The organism is Arthrobacter sp. SLBN-122, assembly GCF_006715165.1.
In the GTDB taxonomy this organism is placed as follows: Bacteria; Actinomycetota; Actinomycetes; order Actinomycetales; family Micrococcaceae; genus Arthrobacter.
The window spans coordinates 2,356,497-2,375,990 of sequence record NZ_VFMS01000001.1 but is presented as its reverse complement, the minus strand read 5'-3'; the positions used below and the strand labels follow the sequence as shown (position 1 = coordinate 2,375,990).

The following is a 19,494-nucleotide window of genomic DNA, read 5'->3' as shown; positions in this document are numbered from 1 at the left end:
CCAAAGCCGGCGGCTCCGTGAAAGAAGCCCAAGGAAGAACATAATGACCACCGCAATGGAAAACCAGCTGACGGCGTTTGGGGAACGTAGCGAGGCAGCTGGCGAGCAGCTCATGACCGCCACCGTACCCGTGGACGCAGGGCTGCTGATGACCCTGAATTCACGCATGCACTGCCGCATGCCGATGCAGCTTGTAGACCACGGCGAAATGCCTGTCCGAGAGCCCGTCTACGTTGACGGAAACTCAGTGGTTGCCCTGCGGCCAGGGTCCGTCCCGGAGAGCGTGGTCACCTACCGGTGCGCCTGCGGCTTCACCATTGATGACCCCGGCGCCGCCATGCCGGTCACCGACCAGGCCCTCGCAAGCTAGGCAGCGCCGCGGTTACTGCCCAGCTGGAACGCGGGCAGCCTCAACCGCGTGCCGGGTGTCGGCCAGGACCAGGTCCGCGTTGATGGCCTCCGCCGCGCGAAGCCCCGCTGCGGCCGCCGTCATGACCTGGGCGGAAACATCTGTAGCATTGCCCGCGGCCCACACTCCCGGGCATGACGTCCGGCCGCTTTCGTCGGTCTCCAGGCGGCTCCCCGGACCATCCGGCAGGGCGGCCGGTTCCAGTCCCAGCCGCTGAAGCATGTTGGCTTTACTCGTGGTGGCCGGACTGACCACCAGGACATCAAGGGGCACCGTCCGGCCCGCATCCCGGGAGGCGCCCGTAAGCCGGTCATCGCGGACCTCCAGCGCCCGGACCTTTCCCTCCACCACGCGGACGGACCGCGCAGCGAGTTGTTCCTCCTGGCCCGGGCTGAGTTCCAGGGCGTCGTTGAGCAGGAGCGTCACGTCCGGACTCCACTGCCGGAACGTCAGGGCCTGCATGACGGAATGGGAATCGGCCGCCAGGACTCCGATTCTTTGGTTCCGGATTTCCCATCCGTGGCAGTAGGGGCAATACAGCACGTCCCGTCCCCAGCGGTCGGCTACGCCTGGCAGGTCGGGAAGCTCATCCATGATTCCTGATGCGATCAGCAGGCGCCGGGCAACCCGGGTGGAGCCGTCCCCCAAAGCCAGCACGAACCGATCCCCGTCCCGGCTGGCCGATCTGACAAACCCGGAAGCCATCGTCCCGCCGTACCTGGCCAGTTCCTCCCTGCCTGCCGCCAGAAGGTCCCGGGGATGCATCCCCTCCCGGCTCAGGAAGCCGTGGACACTTTCCGCCCCCAGGTTCCTCTGCTCGCCGCCGTCGATCACCACCACGGAACGCAGCGCCCGCGCCAAGGCGGTGCCCGCGCTTAGGCCCGCCGGTCCCCCGCCAATGACCGCCACATCGAAAATGGTTTCCTGGTTTCCCGCCACATTGCCCTTCCCGGCCAGCTGCATATGCCTTTTACACACGCGCACGTATGCAGGCTGTACCCGGTGCAGGCCGGGGAATAACCACCAGGTGTGGCCAGGAGGGGTCAGCGTTCGGGCCAGTCGACGAACTGGCCGTAGCCCTCATGCTTGCGGAGGTAGCTGGAAATGAACGGGCAGTGCGGGATGATCCGCTTTCCCGTGGCCACCACATCATCCAGGGCAAAATGCGCCAGGACCTTGCCCAGGCCCTGGCCTTCAAAGTCCTCGCCGGTCTCGGTGTGGGTGAAATCAATGTGCCCGGGAAGGTCGCGGAAAAAGGCCTGGACAGCCAACCTGCCATCCACCAGGAGCTCATACCGTTGCTGTTCGTCATTGCGCAGCAGCGAGACATTGGCGGTGAAGGTGTCCTCTGCGGACGCGGTGTTCTCGGTCATGGTTCGACACTGGCACTACTTCACGCCGCTGGCAATGCCCCTTGGGCCCCTCTTCCCCGGCCCCCGCTTCCGGCCCCTGCGGACAGCACCGCGCCGCGGCAGCGGCAGTCCGCCCAGCAGAAGGATCGCCACGCAAAAACACAGGGCGCCGGCTGCCAGCAGCCCCAACGACAGGCCGCTGAGCGCGGCGTCCGCCACGGGAATGAAGACCACTACGACGGCGGTCCCCGCCACGGCGGGCCTGCAGCGGAAAGCCTGGAGCGCCGTCGTCCGTTCCTCCAGGCGGCCAAAGGCTGCGGCCACCGGCAGAAGCAGGAAGACCAGCGCGAGGACCACCAGTGGACGTGACCACCACCATTCGGGCGTACCCGATGCTGGTTTGGCGATCGGTGCCAGGAGCAGCAATCCGGACATGGCCGCCAGCAGCGGCAGGTGCCACAGGTAGACCGTCAGGGACCGGGCGCCGGCCACCTGCAGGAGCCGGCTGATCCAGCGGATGCCGGCCAGCGGCGCCAGGACGGGCCGCGCAAGTTCCATCGCCGCCAGCTGCGAAACGCCCAGGAGCACCAGGGACAGGTTGGGCGGGTTGAGGTTGACCAGCATGTTGCCGCGGTACAGGCCAAGTCCGGTCACGAGTCCCAGCAGCAGGTGTGCCGCCACCGCGATGCCCAGCAGCCCGGAGCGGGAGAGGCGGGAAAGTTGCCCGTCCGCGGCAAGGAAACCCAGTTGCTGGACTGCGCACCACACGAAGACCAGGTTCGCGTTGGCCAGGTCCGGCACGGTACCGCGGAGACAGTCCACGGCAATCACCAGCCCGGTAAGCAGGCCGAGGGTCAGCCAGGGTGCGCGGTCATGGAGCGCTGCCAGGACCGGAATGTTCAGCTGCGCTGCAAGGTAGGCCGCAAGAAACCACAGTGGCATGCCCGCCCCGGTGGCAACAAGCTGGACCACCTGCCGGTCCACGCCGAGCGCTGCGGCCACGGACAGGCCGGCCACCATGGTTGCCAGCAGGGCGGCGGCCGGGCGGACCAGGCGCAGGAGGCGCGCGCGGATGAACTGCGCCCCGGTCCCGCCGCTTGCCTTGAGCCGGCGCCAGGACTGCAGGCCGGTGATGCCGCCGGTGACGAAGAACAGGGGCATGACCATGAAGATCCAGATGACGGGTTCGAACCAGTCCTGTTCGGCCAAGGTGTTTTCGGTTGTCACGGTCCCGTCTGGGTGCAGGACCGGGCTGACCATCGTGGAGTGCCCCACCACCACCAGGACCAGGCAGATGAACCGGACAATATCGATCACCGGATCACGGCTTGCCGTGTCCGCCCCGCTTCCTGTCCCCCGCGTGCCGGTGCTTCGCATGGGACCCTACAAAGGCTCGACGCTGCCCATGGCACCATTGTGCCCCCAGGCGCCGGTGTGGATTAAGGACTTTGGCCGGTTGCGGATCTTCCTACGGCAGTATTGCCAGCAGTCCCAGCACGACGGCGATCAGGGGCGTGATGCCCTGGGTTATGGCGGCGCGGAGGTACTTTCGTCCGGTGAAGGCCAGGACGGCGGCCGCCAGCAGCATGGATCCGCAGCAGCTGAAGATGAGGGTCCAGCCTGCCACGGCCTGGGCGGACCCCTCGCCACCCAACGCCACGAGCCCTGCGCCGATGAAAGCCCCGGTGGCCAGGAACAGGTTGTAGAAGCCCTGGTTGTAGGCCAGGGACCGTGTGGTCTCGGCATCGGACTGGGAAGCAACCCCGAAGCGCTTCCACGTGGCGGGCCGGGTCCAGGTGAGCGACTCCAGGGTGAAGATGAAGACGTGCAGCGCGCCGGCAAGGAAGGCAAAAAGAAGGGAGGCCAGGGTCATTGCTTGATCCTAGCCTCCGGGAAAGGCATAAGAGCGGCGGAAACCCGTCAACGGGAAGGAGGCCAGGACTGGCTGCTTGATCCTGGCCTCCCGTCTATGAGGCTTCTTGTGCGGCTTGCGGTGCGGCTTCCCGTGGTGTTTCTTGAGACGTTACCGTGCCAGCGTGGCCAGCGTGGTGGCGGCAAAGCCCTTGGCGGACTGGTTCCAGGTGGCCAGCAGGCCCTGCAGGTTCTCGCCGTCCGCGCGGTGGCCGGGAAGCTGGTCCTGGAGGGTGGCCAGCACCCCGGTTCGCAGTTCTGTATTGAAGTTGACCTTGCCAACGTTCATGGCCGCGGCCTTGACGAGTTCCGTTGCGGGGATGCCGGAGGCACCGTGCAGGACCAGGGGAATGTGCACCCGCGCGGCAATGTCCTGCAGTACGTCCCAGCGCAGCCGCGGCTCGCCCTTGTACTTGCCGTGGACGTTGCCCACGGCCACTGCCAGCAGTTCCGCGCCGGTGCGGGACACGAAGTCCTCCACCTGCGCGGAGTCGGTCAGGCCGGCCACGTCCACGCCGGCCTGGCCGGCCGGCTGGTCGGCGGAAAAGGCACGGTCCTCGTCCCCTGCCAGGCCGCCCAGTTCGGCTTCCAGCACTACCTCGGCGCCCAGCAGGGCGCGGGCCGCCTGGACCAGTTCGATGTTCTCCTCGTAAGGGAGCGAGGAACCGTCAGCCAGGACGGAATCCGCGCCTGCCGCCACGGCGTCGGCCATGACGTTGAGGTCGGACGCGTGGTCGAGCTGCACCGCCACGGGCACCGTGGCAGCGTCGGCCAGGCCGCGCAGTGCCGCGATGAGCCGCAGGCCGTTGGCGGTGGCGGCGGTCTTGGGTGCCACCAGCAGGATCACGCCCCGCCCGGATTCCTCGGCGGCGCCCACCATGGCCAGCGCGGTGGTGAAGTCGTAGCAGGTGAAGGCGGGCACCGCGGAGCCCTGCTGCAGGGCGGAGGTGACCAGGTGGTCCAGTCGGGTACGCATTAGACGCCCAGGCCTCCCACCAGGATCCAGGCAACGAAGGTCAGCGCGAAGCCGGCCAGGCCCAGGACGGTGGTCAGGACCGTCCAGGTCTTCAATCCGTCGGAAACCGTGAGTCCGTAGTAGCGGACCACAACCCAGAACCCGGCGTCGGTCACGTGGGACAGGCCCAGGGCGCCGAAGCCGATGGCGATGACAATCACGGCAATCTGCGCGGGGCTGTAGCCTCCGCCGCTGACCGCTGCGGAGAGCAGGCCGGTGGTTGTCACGATGGCCACGGTGGCCGAACCCTGGGCAGCGCGCAGTGCCAGGGAGATGATGAAGCCAAGGAGCAGCAGGGGCACGCCGAGCGTGTCCAGGGTCTTGGAGAGCGCGGAACCGATACCGGAAACCTGCAGGACGTTGCCGAACACGCCGCCAGCGGCCACCACCATCAGGATGGAGGCGATGGGCGGCAGCGAGCCTTCGAAGATTTCACCGGTTTCCTTGAAGGACCAGCCGCGGCGGACCGCCAGCAGGAAGAAGGACAGCGCCACGGCCACCAGCAGTGCAAGGAAGGGGTTGCCGACGAAGGCTGCAAGGCCGTACAGCGGGTGGGACTTGGGGAGGATGAGGGTGCCGGCGGTGCCCAGGAGGATCTGCACGATCGGTGCGGCGATCAGGAAGATGATCAGGCCCGGCCGCGGCGGTGCGATGGCGGCGGCACCGGGTCCGTCATGGCCTACCTTGACCAGTGAGTCGGAGCCGAACTCCTCCACCTGGGTCTTTACGGCGGGCAGCAGCTCATATTCCTTGCGGTTCATGATCGAGGCGACCCAGTAGGACAGGAAGCCCAGCGGGATGCAGATCAGCAGGGACATCAGGGCGATGAGCCCAATGTCGGCGCCAAGTACGCCGGCGCCTGCAACGATGCCCGGGTGCGGCGGGACGGCCACGTGGATGGCGAGCATGATGCCGGCCATGGGAAGGCCGAACTTGATGGGGTGGACCTTGGCGATCTTGGCGAAGGCGTACACGATGGGCACCAGCACGATGATGCCCACCTCGAAGAAGACGGGGATGGCCACCAGGAAGCCGACGGCGGTGAGCGCTACGGCCACGCGCCTGGCTCCGAGCTTGCGGGTGAAGTGGTCCGCGAGGGACTGGACGCCGCCGGACACCTCGATCATCCGGCCCAGCACGGCGCCGAGCGCAATCAGGATGGCCACCTTGCCCATGGTGCTGCCTACGCCGCCGGACACCACGGTGAAGATGTGCTGCAGCGGAATGGTGGCAGCCACGGCCACCAGGATGCTGACGGTGAGCAGCGCCACGAAGGCCTGGATCTTGAAGCGGATGATCATCACCAGCAGGATGGCAATGCCCACCGCCGCGATGGTGAGCAGTACCGGGGTGCCCAGCTCAGCGGCTGGTTTGATGGCCGGGGCGTCGGCCGCCCGCTGTATCAGCGGACTCATCAGGTGGTTCACGGGGAGGTGTCTCCTTTGACGTGCCGGTCCCGGGGCAGGTCGGCATCAGGGCATGGTGAGGGGTGGAACAAACGTTGCGGAACGGACCCGGCAACGCTGGGAGGTACGACGACGGCGGAGGGGGGACCGCCGTCGTCGCACCGGTGGGGGGGGTGGCCAGCGCGGCAGTGGTTACTTGGTGCGCTTAGTGGGCGCGACCACCTTGATGACGGCGGAGTCATCGGCGGCCGCGAGGCCCTGGGCCTGGCCCAGGAGGTAGAGCTGTTCGGCGGCGGCGGCAACGGGGGCTGCCAGGCCGGCGGCACGGGCGGCCTTGCCTACGATGCCCATGTCCTTGACGAAAATGTCCAGGCGGGACAGGACCTCGGCGCCTTCCTCGTCATAGGCCTCCAGGATGCGGGGGCCGCGGTTGGAGAGCATGAAGGAACCTGCCGCACCCGCTTCCAGGGCGGCAAGGGTCTTGGCCTGGTCGAGGCCCAGGGCGTCGGCCAGGGCCAGGGCCTCGGCTGCGGCGGCGATGTGGACGCCGCACAGCAGCTGGTTGACGGTTTTCAGGGCCTGGCCGTCGCCGGGGTTGTCGCCCACCACCGTCAGGGTGGAAGCCAGGAGCTCCAGTGCGGGGGCGGCCTTTTCGCGCGCTTCCGGAGAAGCGCCGACGACGATCAGCAGGTCACCTTCGCCGGCGCGCTTGGGGCCGCCGGAGAGCGGGGCGTCCACCAGGTCCACGCCGTATTCGGCAAGCCTGGCCACGGTGGCGGGAATGGCGTCCGTGCCCACGGTGCTGCCCAGGATAACGACGGCGCCGGGCTCGAGAACCGGGGCCACGCCGTTCTCGCCGAAGAGGACGTCGTTGAGCTGCTCGCCGTTGCGGACGGCCAGGAGGACGGCGTTGGCGCCCTTGGCGGCTTCGCGTGCCGTGGTGAAGGTGGCGATCCCGGCTTCCCGGGCGAGTTCCAGGCGCGGCTCGGCAATGTCGAAGCCGTGGACGGTCAGCTGGGATGCCAGCCGGGTGGCCATGGGCAGGCCCATGGCGCCAAGGCCCAGGACGGTGACGGTGTAGTTGCTGGTCATGGTGTTCTCCGTTGAATTTTTGCGGGGCTTGTTGGGAGCCAGTGGGCTCAGAAAGTGTTGCTGAGTTTGCGGGTGACCTGCGCCAGGGAATCGTCGTCGCCCACGTTCCCGGCGAACACGATGTACGGGATGCCCTTGGCGGGTCCGTCAACCGGCTCCCAGAGGCTGACGATGCCGGGCAGCATGGGGCCGCGGACAATGGCGTGGCGGATTTCCAGGCCGTGGGCTGCCACGTCGGAGGAGGTGATGCCGCCCTTGGCGATGACAAAGCGCGGCGGGAAGATCTTCAGGGTCCGGTTGACCACGTTCACGACGGCGGCAGACACGGTCCGTGCGATCCGCAGGCTTTCGGCGGGGTCGTCCGTCTTGATGAGCAGGCGGCTGGTGTGAACGATGACGTCACCGGCGCGGAGGGCATCGACGACGGCGTCCACGGTCTGGTCCAGGTGCGCCTTGGCGTCCTGCTCGCCACCAAGGAGCTTCTCGACGTCGATCTCGATAATGCGGGCGGAGTTGTGTTCCGCCGTGAGGACGTTGAGCTGCCGCGTGGTGACGCCGACGTGCGAGCCCACCACGATCAGGCCGCCCGCCTCCGACGGGGTATTGCCCTCATATGCCTCTTCGGCGGTCAGCGCGGTGCGGACTTCCTGACCAATGCGGCCGCGGACAAAAGGCGGACCCACGCGGTACAGGAGCTTCTTGCCGCGGCGTTCCGCTTCGTCCAGTCCCAGGGCCAGGGCGCGGAAGTCGTTCTCCGTGACGATGTCGGCCACGATGGGCGTGGAGTCGGTGGCCGGCTCGATGGCGTCGGCAATGGCCTTGGCGGAAATGGCCGGATCCTGGGCCGAAGCGCCGGCCCGGATGATGTTCAGGTCCAGGACAATCACGGAGTCGGCGGGGAACCTGCCCTGCGACTTCTCTGCCACGTAGTCCGCCATGACCGAGGTGCTGAAACCGAAGGAAGCGTCCTTGGCGAACTCAGTCTCGGAAACGGGGACCAGGCTGCCCTGGGCATCGCCGGTGCCGCGCATGTAGTGCACGCCGCCAATGGTGACGCGGCCGGCGTCGGGAAATGCCGGCACCAGGACCACGCCGTCGGTCTTTTCCCCACTGACCTCTGCGACGGTGGCTGCGATGACGTCCGGTTCCAGCGGGAAGTGGCCGCGGAGCGTGGAGTCGCTGCGGCTGACGAAGCCCAGGCGGAGCTTCCTGGGTGATCCTGCGGCGGCCAGGGCGTTCCGGACCACTTCCTCATTGCGGGCGGCGGCCTCTGCGGGGTCCAGGCTGCGGGTGTTGGTCAGGACGTACACGGCGGGCTTGCCCTGGCTAAAGGCCCAGGCGAAGTCCGCCACGTCCCAGCGGGTGAGCACGGGCAGATCCGCCACGGACTGGGTGCCGGTGGGGTCGTCGTCGAGCACTACCAGGACACGGGGCACCTCCGCGTTGGAAGCGGCCAGCGCGCCGGCAACCAGCCCGGCGGGGATTTCCATGTCTGCCGGATAGGCGGCCAGAACGTCTGCTTCAAGCGTCACAGTGCACTCCGTTGTGTATGGATCCGGGCGTGCGGATCCTGATGTGTAGATAACTGTAAGATGTCTGACATCTTGCATTTGAAAGTTAGTGTGGCACAGAGCATACGGACGCGCAAGTAGACTTGTCTGACATATCCGCCAGGCGACGGCCTGGAACAGGGATCGGGGGCAACATTGGCAAGGAAGTCACTGGTAGGCGTAGTGGCCGACGAGCTGCTGGACCGCATCATCGAAGGCGAGTTTCCGCCCGGCTCCACCGTTCCGGGTGAGCATGAACTGAGCGCACGCCACGAGGTCAGCCGCATGACGGTCCGCGAAGCGATGAAGACGCTGCAGGCCCAGCGCATCCTGAGTGTGGAGCGCGGCCGGGGGACCTTCGTCAACCCGCTGAGCAGCTGGGCTTCGCTGGAAGCAGTGCTCCGGGCCGCGGCCGAGGGAAAGAACGACGCAGACGCCTCCATCCAGCTCATCGAGCTCCGCCGGATGCTGGAAACGGGGGCCTGTGAGCTTGCCGCCGGACGGATCGCGGAGGAGGACATCGAAGCTCTCTTCAATTACGTCGCGGCGATGAAGGCGGCCCACAGCATCAACGATGTGGCAGCCTTCGTGGAGGCGGACCTGGCTTTCCACGACGTCATCCTGCGTGCATCCGGGAACGTCTTCGTTTCGGTCCTGTTCGAGCCCCTGCACCGGGTGCTGGAAAAGCGCAGGGCTGAGACTTCTGCCGTTCCGGCAATCCAGGAGCACGCCATCGGCCATCACCGGAACATTGCCGAGGCCCTGCAGTCCCGCGACGCCGCCCGGGCGCGCCAGGCCATGGACGCCCACATGCAGCAAACCCTCGACGACCTCAAGCAGCTGGTGCTGGAAGCCAAGTAGCCGGCGCGCGGACTGGGCCTGTTCAACGCTCCAGTGGTCCCACTAGGCTTCAGGGACGGCCCGCAACCGGGGGCAACGATGACCACGAGGAGCGAACTTGTCCAACCACACGTACAGCATTTCTGAAATTGTCGGCACCTCCACCCAGGGCGTGGACGACGCCGTCCGGAACGGCATTGCCAAGGCATCCCAGACCCTGCGAAACCTCGACTGGTTCGAGGTCAAGGAGGTCCGCGGCCACCTGGAGGACGGGAAGATCGCAGACTGGCAGGTCACCATCAAGATCGGGTTCCGCTTGGAAGAGCAGGGCTGATCCAGCCAAACACAACAGGTCGTGAAGCCTTTGGCTTCACGACCTGTTTTATTGCGCGCTGATTGTCCTAGTTTGCCGTGCCCGGGCTGCGGCGGCGCCACACGGTGGGGACGCCGTCGAACGCGGGGAAGACATGCCCTTCGAAGAAGGAAAGAACCGTGTGCGGATCGAGGTCCGGGCTCCAGAGGCCGGAAGCCGGGCAGTGCGAGCCGGTGGCGGTGGAGGCGGCGCCGGCTGACGCCTGGCGCTCCTTCAGCAGGGCGATGCGTTTCATCGTTGAGACCATCCTGGTGATTAAGACTGGGCAGGGAAAACGTGTACTCCCACCCTAGGAAACGCCTGGTCAGCGGCCAATGGGCGGCTGGCCAGAATAAACGCCCTTCCCTGGACGAATGAACAGCAGCAGCGCGGCGTCAGCCCGCTTCACCGCGTTCGACCACCACGGTGTCGCCGTGCTCCAAGCCGGCGTCCGGCACCGCACCGAGGCTGCCCAGCAGGGCAAGGGCGTCCGACGACGGCGATCCCGGCCGCGCGGAGTACACCCTCAGCGTCTGGTCCGGGTCCTCCGGCAGGACGAGGTTTTCAAAGTTCAGTTCCAGGTCCCCCACCGCGGGATGGTGAAGCCGGACGGTGCCGGCCGATCGGGTGGCCACCCGGTGCCCGGCCCACCACTGGCGGAAATGTTCGCTGTGGACCGCCAGCTCACCCACCAGATGGTTGGCCTGCGGATCATTGGGGTGCCGCCCCACGTCCAGCCGGAGGGATCCCGCGGCTTCGGCGGCCACCGTCTTCCAGTCCCTGAACAGTTCCCGGGCTGCAGGGTCCAGGATGGTCCAGCGGGTGAGGTTCCGCTCGGCGGGCGGCAGCGCCGGGAAATCCGTGAACAGCAGGAATGCCATCCTGTTGCCCGCCAGGACGTCGCTGCGCCGGCCCAGCACCATCGCGGGCACCTCCCCCACTGCGTCGAGGAGCTGCCGGAGGGCCGGGCGGACCCCCTGGGCCGCATTGCTGCCGGGCTCGCGGGGAGCACCGGCGCAGTTCTCGAGCAGGTCCAACATGTGCGCGTGTTCGCTGCTGTCCAACCGCAGCGCCCGGGCCACCGCGTCCAGCACGGTCCGCGAGGGGTGGATGTTCCGCCCTTGCTCAAGCCGGACGTAGTAATCGGTGCTGACACCGGCAAGGCGCGCCACTTCCTCCCGGCGCAGCCCCGGAACCCGCCGGGCCCCCGTGCTGGGACCCGTTCCTGCGACCTCCGGGCTCAAGCGCGACCGCATGGCCTTGAGGAATTTTCCGAACTCTGCGCTTTGACCCATGGAAACCATTCTGCCTGCGATGAGTGTCCTGCTCTACAACGAAGGTAGGACTGGCAGTCCTAGGAAAAACAGGAACAGCCTTGTTTGCTGACTTGGCGGCGGAAAGTGCATAGGCTCAGGAGTGAGCCGGCGGAAACCGCTTTCTCATTCCGTCGAGCAGCCGGCACTTAAGCACCACGTTCCATCCCATATCGTTCCAAGGAGCACACCCATGTCAGAGCTGACACTCAACAACGGCGTCACGATCCCGCAGCTTGGCTTCGGCGTTTTCCAGGTCCCGCCGGAAGAAACCCAGCGGACCGTGGAGGACGCTTTGGAAGCGGGATACCGCCACATTGACACCGCCGCAGCCTACCGGAACGAGGCAGGCGTGGGCGCAGCCCTGGCCGCCACCGGAATAGCACGCGAGGAAATCTTCATCACCACGAAGCTCCGGAACGGCGAGCAGGGCCGCGCGCAGGAAGCATTCCAGAACAGCCGCAAGGCACTGGGCCTGGACTTCATCGACCTCTACCTCATCCACTGGCCGGTCCCCTCGCAAGGGCTCTTCATCCAGGCCTGGAAGGAGATGGAGCGGCTGTACGAAAACAAGGAAATCCGCGCCATCGGCGTCTCCAACTTCCTCTCCGACCACTTGGACACCCTCCTTGAGTCGGCGGAAACCGTTCCGGCCGTCAACCAGATCGAGCTGCACCCCAGCTACCAGCAGGCGGACCTCGCGGCGAAATGCCGGGACCTGGGCATCGCGGTGGAGGCCTACAGCCCGCTGGGGCAGGGCGGGGACCTGAACGGAAACGCCGTCACGGCAATCGCCAACGCCCACAACGCCAGCACCGCCCAGGTGGTGCTCGCCTGGCACCTGGCCAACGGAAACATCGTCATCCCCAAGTCGGCCAACCCGGACCGGATCCGGGAAAACTTCGCAGCATCGTCCCTGAAGCTTTCCCAGGACGAACTTGCCGCCATCACCGCACTGGAGTCCGGCGCCCGCATTGGCTCCGATCCCGCCGTCGCCGCATTCACCCAGATGTAGGTTCCGACAAGCTCCACCACCGAAAGGATTTTCCATGCAGTACACCCACCTGGGCCGTTCCGGCCTGAAAGTTTCCCGCCTCTGCCTGGGCACCATGAACTTCGGCCCCCAGACGGAGGAGGCGGACGCCCACGGCATCATGGACTCGGCCCACGAGGCCGGCATCAACTTTTTCGACACCGCCAACGTCTATGGCGGCGTGGACCACCGCGGCTGGACTGAGGAAATCATCGGCCGCTGGTTCGCCAAGGGCGGCGAGCGCCGCGAACACACCGTACTGGCCACCAAGCTCTACGGCACCATGACGGACCGGCCCAACGAATCCAAGCTCTCGGCACTCAACATCCGCCGGGCACTGGACGCGAGCCTCAAGCGCCTGAAGACGGACTATATCGATGTGTACCAGTTCCACCACATCGACCGCGATACCCCGTGGGACGAGATCTGGCAGGCCATCGAGGTGGCCGTGCAGCAGGGCAAGATCCTGTATTCGGGCAGCAGCAACTTTGCCGGCTGGCACATCGCCCAGGCGCAGGAAGCGGCCCGGCGGCGGAACTACACCGGCCTGGTCAGCGAGCAGTCCATCTACAACCTGTTCATGCGCCAGGTGGAGCTGGAAGTCATCCCGGCGGCACAGCAGTACGGCCTTGGCCTGATCCCCTGGTCGCCGCTGCAGGGCGGGCTGCTGGGCGGGGTGCTGAAGAAGGAGCGTGAAGGCGTGCGGCGCACCGAGGGCCGCGCCGCGGAGACGCTGAAGAAGCACGAAGACCAGATCCGCCAGTACGAGGACTTCGCCGACGAACTGGGCCACGAGCCCGGCGACGTTGCCCTTGCCTGGCTCCTGCACCAGCCCGCCGTAACCGCACCGATCGTGGGCCCGCGCACGCAGGAACAGCTGGACGCCGCCATCCGCGCCCTGGACGTCTCCCTCGACGACGACGCCCTCAAGCGGCTGGACGACATCTTCCCGGGACACCGCACGGCACCGGAGGACTACGCGTGGTAACCCCACCCGTGGGCGATACCGTGGCATCCCGGAGCATCCTCTTCATCGGCGGCACCGGGGTCATCAGCGCGGCGGCAGCCGAACGCGCCGTCGCGCTGGGCCACCGGCTGACCATCCTGAACCGAGGCCAGTCCAGCAGGCCGGTCCCGGACGGGACAGAAGTGCTGCACGCGGACGTCCGGGATGCGGCCTCGGTCCGGGAAGTCCTGGGCGGGAGGGAGTTCGACGCCGTCGCGGACTTCATCTCCTACACTCCGGACCAGGCGCAAACAAGCATGGAGCTCTTCCGGGAACGGACCGGGCAGTTCGTCTTCATCAGCTCCGCCTCCGCCTACCAGAAGCCGCCCACCAGGCTTCCCATCCGGGAGTCGACGCCGCTGAAGAATCCGTTCTGGCAGTACTCCCGGGACAAGATCGCATGCGAGGAACTGCTGTTCCTGGCCTACCGGGAGCAGGACTTCCCCCTGACCGTCATCCGCCCGTCGCACACCTACGACCGCACCAAGATTGCAATGGTGGGCGGCTGGACGGACATCCACCGGATGCGCAACGGCCTTCCGGTCATGGTCCATGGCGACGGCACCTCACTGTGGACGCTGACCCACAGCAGGGACTTCGCCAAGGCATTCGTCGGCGTACTGGGACGGCCGCAGGCGGTGGGCGAGAGCTACACCATCACCTCCGACGAGTACCTGCCCTGGAACCAGATCTACGCGCTCTTCGCCCGAGCAGCCGGAGTCCGGGAGCCGGAACTGGTGCACGTGGCCTCTGAAACCATCGCCGCCCACGACCAGGAACTGGGCTCCAACCTCCTGGGCGACAGGTCCCATTCGGTGGTTTTCGACAACACCAAGATCAAGTCCCTGGTCCCGGACTACACCGCCACCATCCCGTTCGCGGACGGCGCCCGGGAAATCGTCGAGTGGTATGACAGCCACCCGGAGCTGCAGCAGGTGAACGAGGCCTACATGCAGCTCTCGGACAAACTCACCAGCTGGTCCCGCCAGGGAGCCTGAGCCGGTGGCGCCGGCCTGCCGCATCCAGCGGCGGGCCGGCGCTACTTGCCGGCTGTGCTAATTTCGGCGCATGACGTTGCCCCCTTCCGAACAGTCCGCCGATAAGCCTGTGGCCGCCGCCATCGGGCTCCTGGCCAGGCAGGGTTTCGATGCAACATCCGTTGAGGAACTGGCTGAAGTCTCGGGCATGAGCCGCAGCACGTTTTTCCGGCGGTTCGGGTCAAAGGAGGACGTGGTCTTCGCCGATCATGAACGGATCCTGCGCCAGGTGAATGACCGGCTTGCGGAATCGAGGCTGGAACCCCTGGCCGCCGTCGCCGATGCAGCACTGCTGGTCTTCGAGCACCACCTGCGGAACCGCGAAACGTCCCTGGCCCGGTACGAACTGCTGCAGGCGGTTCCGGCCCTTCGGGACCGGGAACTGGTCACGTCGCACCGGTACGAGCGGGCCTTCCTGCAGTACCTCAATGACAAGCTGCCCCAGGACGGGCCGGGCGGGTACAAGGCCGTGGCCTTCGCCGCGGCCGTGGTGGCGGTGCATAACGCCTTCCTGCGGCAGTGGCTGCGGGCGCCCGGTGCCGGCGAAACCGGGGATGGGGACCGGAAAAGGGCTCCCGCCCTCGCAGCCGAACTCCGGGCGCTGGCGGAAACGTTCAGGCCCGCACTCCTTGGTGGCGCCGCCACCGCCCAACCTGCGCCGACCGTCGTCGTGACCGTCCTTCCGGGCCAGGCAGGCAGGGAAGCGATCGCCCAGGCAGTCCTGGACGCCCTCCCCTAACCCGCCGGTGACACTGAGTTTCTTGACGTGGAACTGCGTTTCAATGCATCCTTAGTGTCGGTGTGGCGGAAGCCACATCAGTTCCACCGCCGCTGATTTAGAGGATGCAGATACATGACGACGACGTCGCCCACCCAGGTGCCCGCCCGCACCGAAAGCCCTGCGGGCTTTCCTGCCGGCACCGTGGAGCCGGACTATTTCCTGACCGAGGCCCTCGGCACCGACCCCGCGTCCGTCCTGACCGGCATCAGCCATGAGGACCGCATGTACTGGGACCGGGCCCGCCGCTTCGTACAGGAGGAGGTCCTCCCGGTCATCGATGGTTACTGGGAACGCGGCGAGTACCCACTGCATCTGCTCCGCCGCCTTGGCGAACTGGACCTGCTGCGCGATGGCGTGCCAGTGGACGGTTACGCTCCGATGAGCAGCATGGCCGCCGGGCTGGTGAACATGGAAATCAGCCGCGGCGACGGCTCCGTGGCAACCATGATCGCGGTCCAGGGCGGCCTGGCCCTGCGCTCCGTGGCGGAATGTGGATCCGCTGAGCAGCGGGAGCGCTGGCTGCCCGCGATCGCCGGCGGCACCGAATACGCCGCCTTCGCTCTGACAGAGCCCACCCACGGCTCAGACTCGGTGGCCCTGGAAAGCACGGCAACCCGTACTGACGGCGGCTACCTGCTGAACGGCGAAAAGAAATGGATCGGCAACGGCTCCGTTGGCGGCGTCAGCATTGTGTGGGCGCGGGGCGACGACGGCCAGGTCCACGGCTACCTGGTTCCGCAGGACTCCCCCGGCTACACCGCCACCAGGATCGAGGGCAAACTGGCCCTGCGCGCCATTTGGCAGGCCCACATCCGGCTGGAGGATGTCTTTGTCCCGGAAGCAAGCGTCCTCCCGGGCGCCCGAACCTTCAAGGACACCGCCCGTGTCCTGCTGGCGACCCGGTTGGGTGTCGCTTGGTCCGCCGTCGGCCATGCCACCGCCTGCTACGAAACCGCCGTCCAGTACGCCAAGCAGCGCAAGCAGTTTGGCCGGCCCCTGGCCGCCTCCCAGATCGTCCAGGAACGGCTGGCCCGCATGCTCAGCGAGCTGGCCACCATGCAACTGATGGTGGTGCAGATGACCCGGCTCGATGAAGCCGGAATGCTTGCTCCGGAGCAGGCGTCGCTGGCCAAGTACACCTGCACCCGGACCGCCCGGGGCATTGCGTCCAATGCACGTGACCTTCTGGGCGGCAACGGCATCCTGCTGGAGAACCGCGTGGCCCGGCACCTGGCCGACATCGAAGCCATCCACACCTATGAAGGCACCGAGACCATGCAGGCCCTGATCATCGGCCGGGGCATCACCGGCATGTCAGCGTTCGCCTGAAACCTACCGCGTGGCTTCCGCCGCCCGTCATCCCTGAAAGGACTGTTCTTGAACCAGAACGCCAACATCCCCGTCATCCTGGGCGGCGCCCGCACGCCGTTCGGCCGGTTCCGCGGCGGCCTCACGCCCTTCTCCTCCAGCCAGCTCGGCGCCCATGCCATCCGGGCGGCCCTGGAACGGACCGGCGTGGCGCCAGAACAAATCGGCGCCGTAATCGTGGGGCAGGTCATCCAGGCCGGCGCCGGGCAGGGGCCCGCACGCCAGGCCAGCCTGGCCGCGGGCATCGGCTGGGATGTCCCCACCATCACCATCAACAAACTCTGCCTGTCCGGGCTGACTGCCGTGATCGACGCCGCCCGGATGATCCGAACCGGGGAAGCGGATTTCATTGTGGCCGCCGGCCAGGAGTCGATGACCAACGCACCGCACCTGGTCCCCGGGCTTCGCGCCGGCGTCGTCATCGGCGATGCTCCCATGCTCGATTCCCTGAACCACGACGGACTCCAGGACCCGGTGAGCGGCAAGCTCATGGGCGAGGCCACAGACGCCGGCAACGCCCAGCGCGGGATCAGCCGCGCCGAACAAGACGCCGTGGCGGCCCGCTCGCACCAGCGCGCCGAAGCAGCCCGGGCCGCCGGGGTTCTGGCCGAGGAGATCGCGCCGATCCAGGTGCCGCAGCGCAAGGGCCCGGCGCTGACCATTGAGCACGACGAGGGCATCCGCCCGGAAACCACGGCCGAATCCCTGGCGCAGCTCCGGCCGGCATTCTCCAGGGAGGAGACTGCCACCATCACCGCCGGCTCGGCGTCGCCCCTCTCCGACGGCGCCGCGGCGCTGGTCATCGCGAGCAAGGCGGCGGCCGAAGCGGCAGGGCTGGAGTGGATCGCCGAGATCGGCGCCCACGGGCAGACGGCGGGACCGGACGGATCCCTCCATTCCCAGCCGGCCCGTGCCATCGAGCGCGCGCTGAAGGACCAGGGGCTCACGGTGCAGGAACTGGACCTGGTGGAAATCAACGAAGCCTTCGCCTCGGTCCTCATCCATTCCGCCAACGACCTCGGCATCGATACAGAGGCCGTGAACGCCGACGGCGGGGCCATTGCCCTGGGCCACCCCGTGGGCGCCTCGGGTGCCCGCCTGGTGCTGCACCAGGCGCTTGCGCTGAAACGCCGCGGCGGCGGCACCGGCGTCGTGGCCCTTTGCGGCGGCGGCGGCCAGGGCGACGCCCTCATCCTCACAGCATGACCACCCCAACGAAGAAGCAGGCCATGACCAACAACCCCTCCGCCGACGGCTTCGCCACCATCTCCGTCGCAGCCGTCCTGGCCGAATCAGCCAAAAGGACTCCAAACAGCATCGCCCTCGTGGTGGGTGAGGACCAGGTCAGCTACGCCGACCTCTGGGCCCAGACCCGTGCTTATGCCGGTGCGCTGCGGGCCCGCGGCATTGGCCCGGGGGACGCCGTCGCCGTCCTGATCCCCAATGTCCCGGACTTCGCCCGGGTGTACTACGCCATCCTGTCGCTCGGCGCCATCGTGGTCCCCGTTCACGCCCTGCTGAAGGCCCGCGAAATCGAATACGTCCTGCAGGACAGCGGCGCAAGGCTGCTGGTCTGCGCCGCTCCCCTGCTCACGGAGGGCGCTGCAGGCGCCGCGGCCAACGGAACCGGCGTCCTGACGGTAATGGCTCCCGACGACGGCGGGTTCCCCCGGCTGGAAGCGGAAGCAGCCGCCGTCGAACCCATCCGGACGTATGAACCGTGCCGCCCCTCGGATACGGCCACCATCCTCTACACCTCGGGCACCACCGGCAAACCGAAGGGAGCGCTGGGCACGCACTTCTCACTGGTGGAACAGACAAGCGTGCTGCTGACCAGCGTGATGGACTTCCGGCCAGGCGACGTCCTGTTCGGCGGGCTGCCGCTCTTCCACACCTTTGGCCAGACGGTGGTCCTCAATACGGGCCTGCGTGCCGGAGCCACCATCGTCCTAATGCCGCGGTTCAACGGCGAGGACGCGCTGAGGCTGCTGGCGCGGCATAAGGTCAACATCTTCCTGGGGGTGCCCACCATGTATGTGGCGCTTCTGGAAGCTGCGAAGACGGTACCGGACCGTCCGGGCGCGCTCCGGTACGGCATCTCCGGCGGCGCATCCCTGCCGCTGGCCGTCATGGACAGGTTCCGGGACGTTTTCGGTGTGGAGATCCACGAAGGCTACGGCCTGACCGAGACCTCGCCGGTGGCCTCCTTCAACCACGTGGGCACCGCACCCCGGCCCGGCACCATTGGGGTCCCCATCTGGGGCGTGGATATCGAAATCGCCCGCCCGGAGACGGTGGAGGCCATCGAGCTGCTGCCCAACGGCGAACTCGGTGAACTCGTCGTCCGCGGACACCTGCTGATGAAGGGCTACCTCAACCGGCCCGAGGCCACCGCGGAGGCCGTGGTGGACGGCTGGTTCCGCACCGGAGACCTGGGAACAAAGGACGACGACGGCTACCTCACCATCGTGGACCGCAAGAAGGACATGATCATCCGCAACGGCTACAACGTCTACCCCCGGGAAGTGGAGGAAGTCCTGCTGACCCACCCGGCAGTGGTGAGCGCCGCCGTCTACGGCATCCCCGACGAGGTCCACGGGCAGGAAATTGCGGCCGCGATCGTGCTGGACGCCGGCGCAACCGTCAGTGAAACCGAGTTAGTGGACTTCGCCAGCAACCAGCTCGCGGCCTACAAGTACCCGCGGGTGGTCAGGATCCTTTCCGAACTACCGTTGGGACCCAGTGGGAAGATCCTGAAGCGGAAGCTGGCCGGCGACCCCGCCTAGGGCATTCGGGTATATCAAGGCCGGTCAGGTCAGGCCAGGGCGGGTCGAGGCAGGCCAGGGCGGGTCGAGGCGGGACAGGGCAAGGCCGGCGCCTCGCGGCAGGGCTCCGCATCGATGCCCGCCAAGCATGCTTGGCGGGCATCGGCTTGCCGCTTCTACAACGTTCTAAATACCCTGACCGGGTCAGGAATACAAGGGTTGCCTTCGCCCCTCCCCCAGGCCTAGATTGCTGGGGAAGCGTTT

General features: G+C 67.1%; 20 protein-coding genes. 10 read left to right on the top strand and 10 right to left on the bottom strand.

Features of this window, described 5'->3' with window-relative positions:
- The first annotated feature begins 43 nt into the window (after positions 1 to 43).
- Complete coding sequence (locus FBY36_RS11115; protein ID WP_142119378.1) at positions 44 to 370, top strand: hypothetical protein; 327 nt, start codon at positions 44 to 46, stop codon at positions 368 to 370.
- A gap of 12 nt (positions 371 to 382) precedes the next feature.
- Here the strand turns inward: FBY36_RS11115 and FBY36_RS11110 are convergent, their stop codons facing one another.
- From FBY36_RS11110 to FBY36_RS11075, 8 genes are all read right to left on the bottom strand, one after another.
- Positions 383 to 1,372: an NAD(P)/FAD-dependent oxidoreductase gene (locus tag FBY36_RS11110; RefSeq protein WP_142119376.1), complete on the bottom strand. Its 990-nt coding sequence runs from the start codon at positions 1,370 to 1,372 to the stop codon at positions 383 to 385.
- 80 nt (positions 1,373 to 1,452) lie between these two features.
- Positions 1,453 to 1,782 carry a GNAT family N-acetyltransferase gene (locus FBY36_RS11105; protein WP_142119374.1) on the bottom strand — a complete coding sequence of 110 codons (330 nt, stop codon included), beginning with the start codon at positions 1,780 to 1,782 and terminating at the stop codon, positions 1,453 to 1,455.
- 15 nt (positions 1,783 to 1,797) lie between these two features.
- Positions 1,798 to 3,138, bottom strand: coding sequence for an acyltransferase family protein (locus FBY36_RS11100; protein WP_142119373.1), 1,341 nt, complete (start codon positions 3,136 to 3,138; stop codon positions 1,798 to 1,800).
- Between the two features lie 91 nt (positions 3,139 to 3,229).
- Entirely contained in the window at positions 3,230 to 3,634 is a 405-nt protein-coding gene (locus FBY36_RS11095) for a DUF1304 domain-containing protein (protein ID WP_142119370.1), read from the bottom strand.
- Between the two features lie 150 nt (positions 3,635 to 3,784).
- Positions 3,785 to 4,648, bottom strand: coding sequence for a class II fructose-bisphosphate aldolase (locus FBY36_RS11090; protein ID WP_142119368.1), 864 nt, complete (start codon positions 4,646 to 4,648; stop codon positions 3,785 to 3,787).
- Positions 4,648 to 6,114 (bottom strand): GntP family transporter, encoded by a 1,467-nt coding sequence (locus tag FBY36_RS11085; RefSeq protein WP_142119366.1) that lies wholly within the window; start codon positions 6,112 to 6,114, stop codon positions 4,648 to 4,650. The genes FBY36_RS11090 and FBY36_RS11085 overlap by 1 nt, the downstream gene beginning before the upstream one ends.
- A gap of 171 nt (positions 6,115 to 6,285) precedes the next feature.
- Complete coding sequence (locus tag FBY36_RS11080) at positions 6,286 to 7,185, bottom strand: NAD(P)-dependent oxidoreductase (RefSeq protein WP_142119364.1); 900 nt, start codon at positions 7,183 to 7,185, stop codon at positions 6,286 to 6,288.
- Between the two features lie 47 nt (positions 7,186 to 7,232).
- A complete protein-coding gene (locus tag FBY36_RS11075) occupies positions 7,233 to 8,717 on the bottom strand; it encodes a four-carbon acid sugar kinase family protein (protein ID WP_142119362.1) in 1,485 nt (494 codons plus the stop codon).
- A 174-nt stretch (positions 8,718 to 8,891) separates the two neighbouring features.
- Here FBY36_RS11075 and FBY36_RS11070 point away from each other — a divergent pair, with 174 nt between their 5' ends.
- Both FBY36_RS11070 and FBY36_RS11065 read left to right on the top strand, forming a co-directional pair.
- Positions 8,892 to 9,596 (top strand): FadR/GntR family transcriptional regulator, encoded by a 705-nt coding sequence (locus FBY36_RS11070; protein ID WP_142119360.1) that lies wholly within the window; start codon positions 8,892 to 8,894, stop codon positions 9,594 to 9,596.
- A gap of 97 nt (positions 9,597 to 9,693) precedes the next feature.
- Positions 9,694 to 9,909 carry a dodecin gene (locus FBY36_RS11065; RefSeq protein ID WP_056331348.1) on the top strand — a complete coding sequence of 72 codons (216 nt, stop codon included), beginning with the start codon at positions 9,694 to 9,696 and terminating at the stop codon, positions 9,907 to 9,909.
- Positions 9,910 to 9,976: 67 nt separating this feature from the next.
- On the opposite strand, the gene FBY36_RS11060 is transcribed toward FBY36_RS11065, so the two are convergent.
- Positions 9,977 to 10,183 (bottom strand): hypothetical protein, encoded by a 207-nt coding sequence (locus FBY36_RS11060; protein ID WP_056331347.1) that lies wholly within the window; start codon positions 10,181 to 10,183, stop codon positions 9,977 to 9,979.
- A 139-nt stretch (positions 10,184 to 10,322) separates the two neighbouring features.
- Entirely contained in the window at positions 10,323 to 11,222 is a 900-nt protein-coding gene (locus tag FBY36_RS11055) for a helix-turn-helix domain-containing protein (protein ID WP_235008803.1), read from the bottom strand.
- A 211-nt stretch (positions 11,223 to 11,433) separates the two neighbouring features.
- On the opposite strand from FBY36_RS11055, the gene FBY36_RS11050 reads away from it, so the two are divergent.
- The 7 genes from FBY36_RS11050 (at position 11,434) to FBY36_RS11020 (ending at position 19,251) form a co-directional block, all read left to right on the top strand.
- Positions 11,434 to 12,255 (top strand): aldo/keto reductase, encoded by an 822-nt coding sequence (locus FBY36_RS11050; RefSeq protein WP_142119357.1) that lies wholly within the window; start codon positions 11,434 to 11,436, stop codon positions 12,253 to 12,255.
- 34 nt (positions 12,256 to 12,289) lie between these two features.
- The gene (locus FBY36_RS11045; RefSeq protein ID WP_142119355.1) at positions 12,290 to 13,261 is read left to right on the top strand and encodes an aldo/keto reductase; all 972 of its coding nucleotides are present in this window, start codon (positions 12,290 to 12,292) and stop codon (positions 13,259 to 13,261) included.
- Positions 13,255 to 14,277 (top strand): NAD-dependent epimerase/dehydratase family protein, encoded by a 1,023-nt coding sequence (locus FBY36_RS11040; protein WP_142119353.1) that lies wholly within the window; start codon positions 13,255 to 13,257, stop codon positions 14,275 to 14,277. Before FBY36_RS11045 ends, FBY36_RS11040 begins: the two co-directional genes overlap by 7 nt.
- A 70-nt stretch (positions 14,278 to 14,347) precedes the next feature.
- Positions 14,348 to 15,055 (top strand): TetR/AcrR family transcriptional regulator, encoded by a 708-nt coding sequence (locus tag FBY36_RS11035; protein ID WP_200830480.1) that lies wholly within the window; start codon positions 14,348 to 14,350, stop codon positions 15,053 to 15,055.
- 114 nt (positions 15,056 to 15,169) lie between these two features.
- On the top strand, positions 15,170 to 16,426 hold the full coding sequence (locus FBY36_RS11030) for an acyl-CoA dehydrogenase family protein (RefSeq protein ID WP_142119351.1): 1,257 nt from the start codon (positions 15,170 to 15,172) through the stop codon (positions 16,424 to 16,426).
- Between the two features lie 48 nt (positions 16,427 to 16,474).
- Positions 16,475 to 17,671 carry an acetyl-CoA C-acetyltransferase gene (locus FBY36_RS11025; RefSeq protein ID WP_142119349.1) on the top strand — a complete coding sequence of 399 codons (1,197 nt, stop codon included), beginning with the start codon at positions 16,475 to 16,477 and terminating at the stop codon, positions 17,669 to 17,671.
- On the top strand, positions 17,668 to 19,251 hold the full coding sequence (locus FBY36_RS11020; RefSeq protein ID WP_442858237.1) for a long-chain-fatty-acid--CoA ligase: 1,584 nt from the start codon (positions 17,668 to 17,670) through the stop codon (positions 19,249 to 19,251). Before FBY36_RS11025 ends, FBY36_RS11020 begins: the two co-directional genes overlap by 4 nt.
- Positions 19,252 to 19,494: the final 243 nt, after the last annotated feature.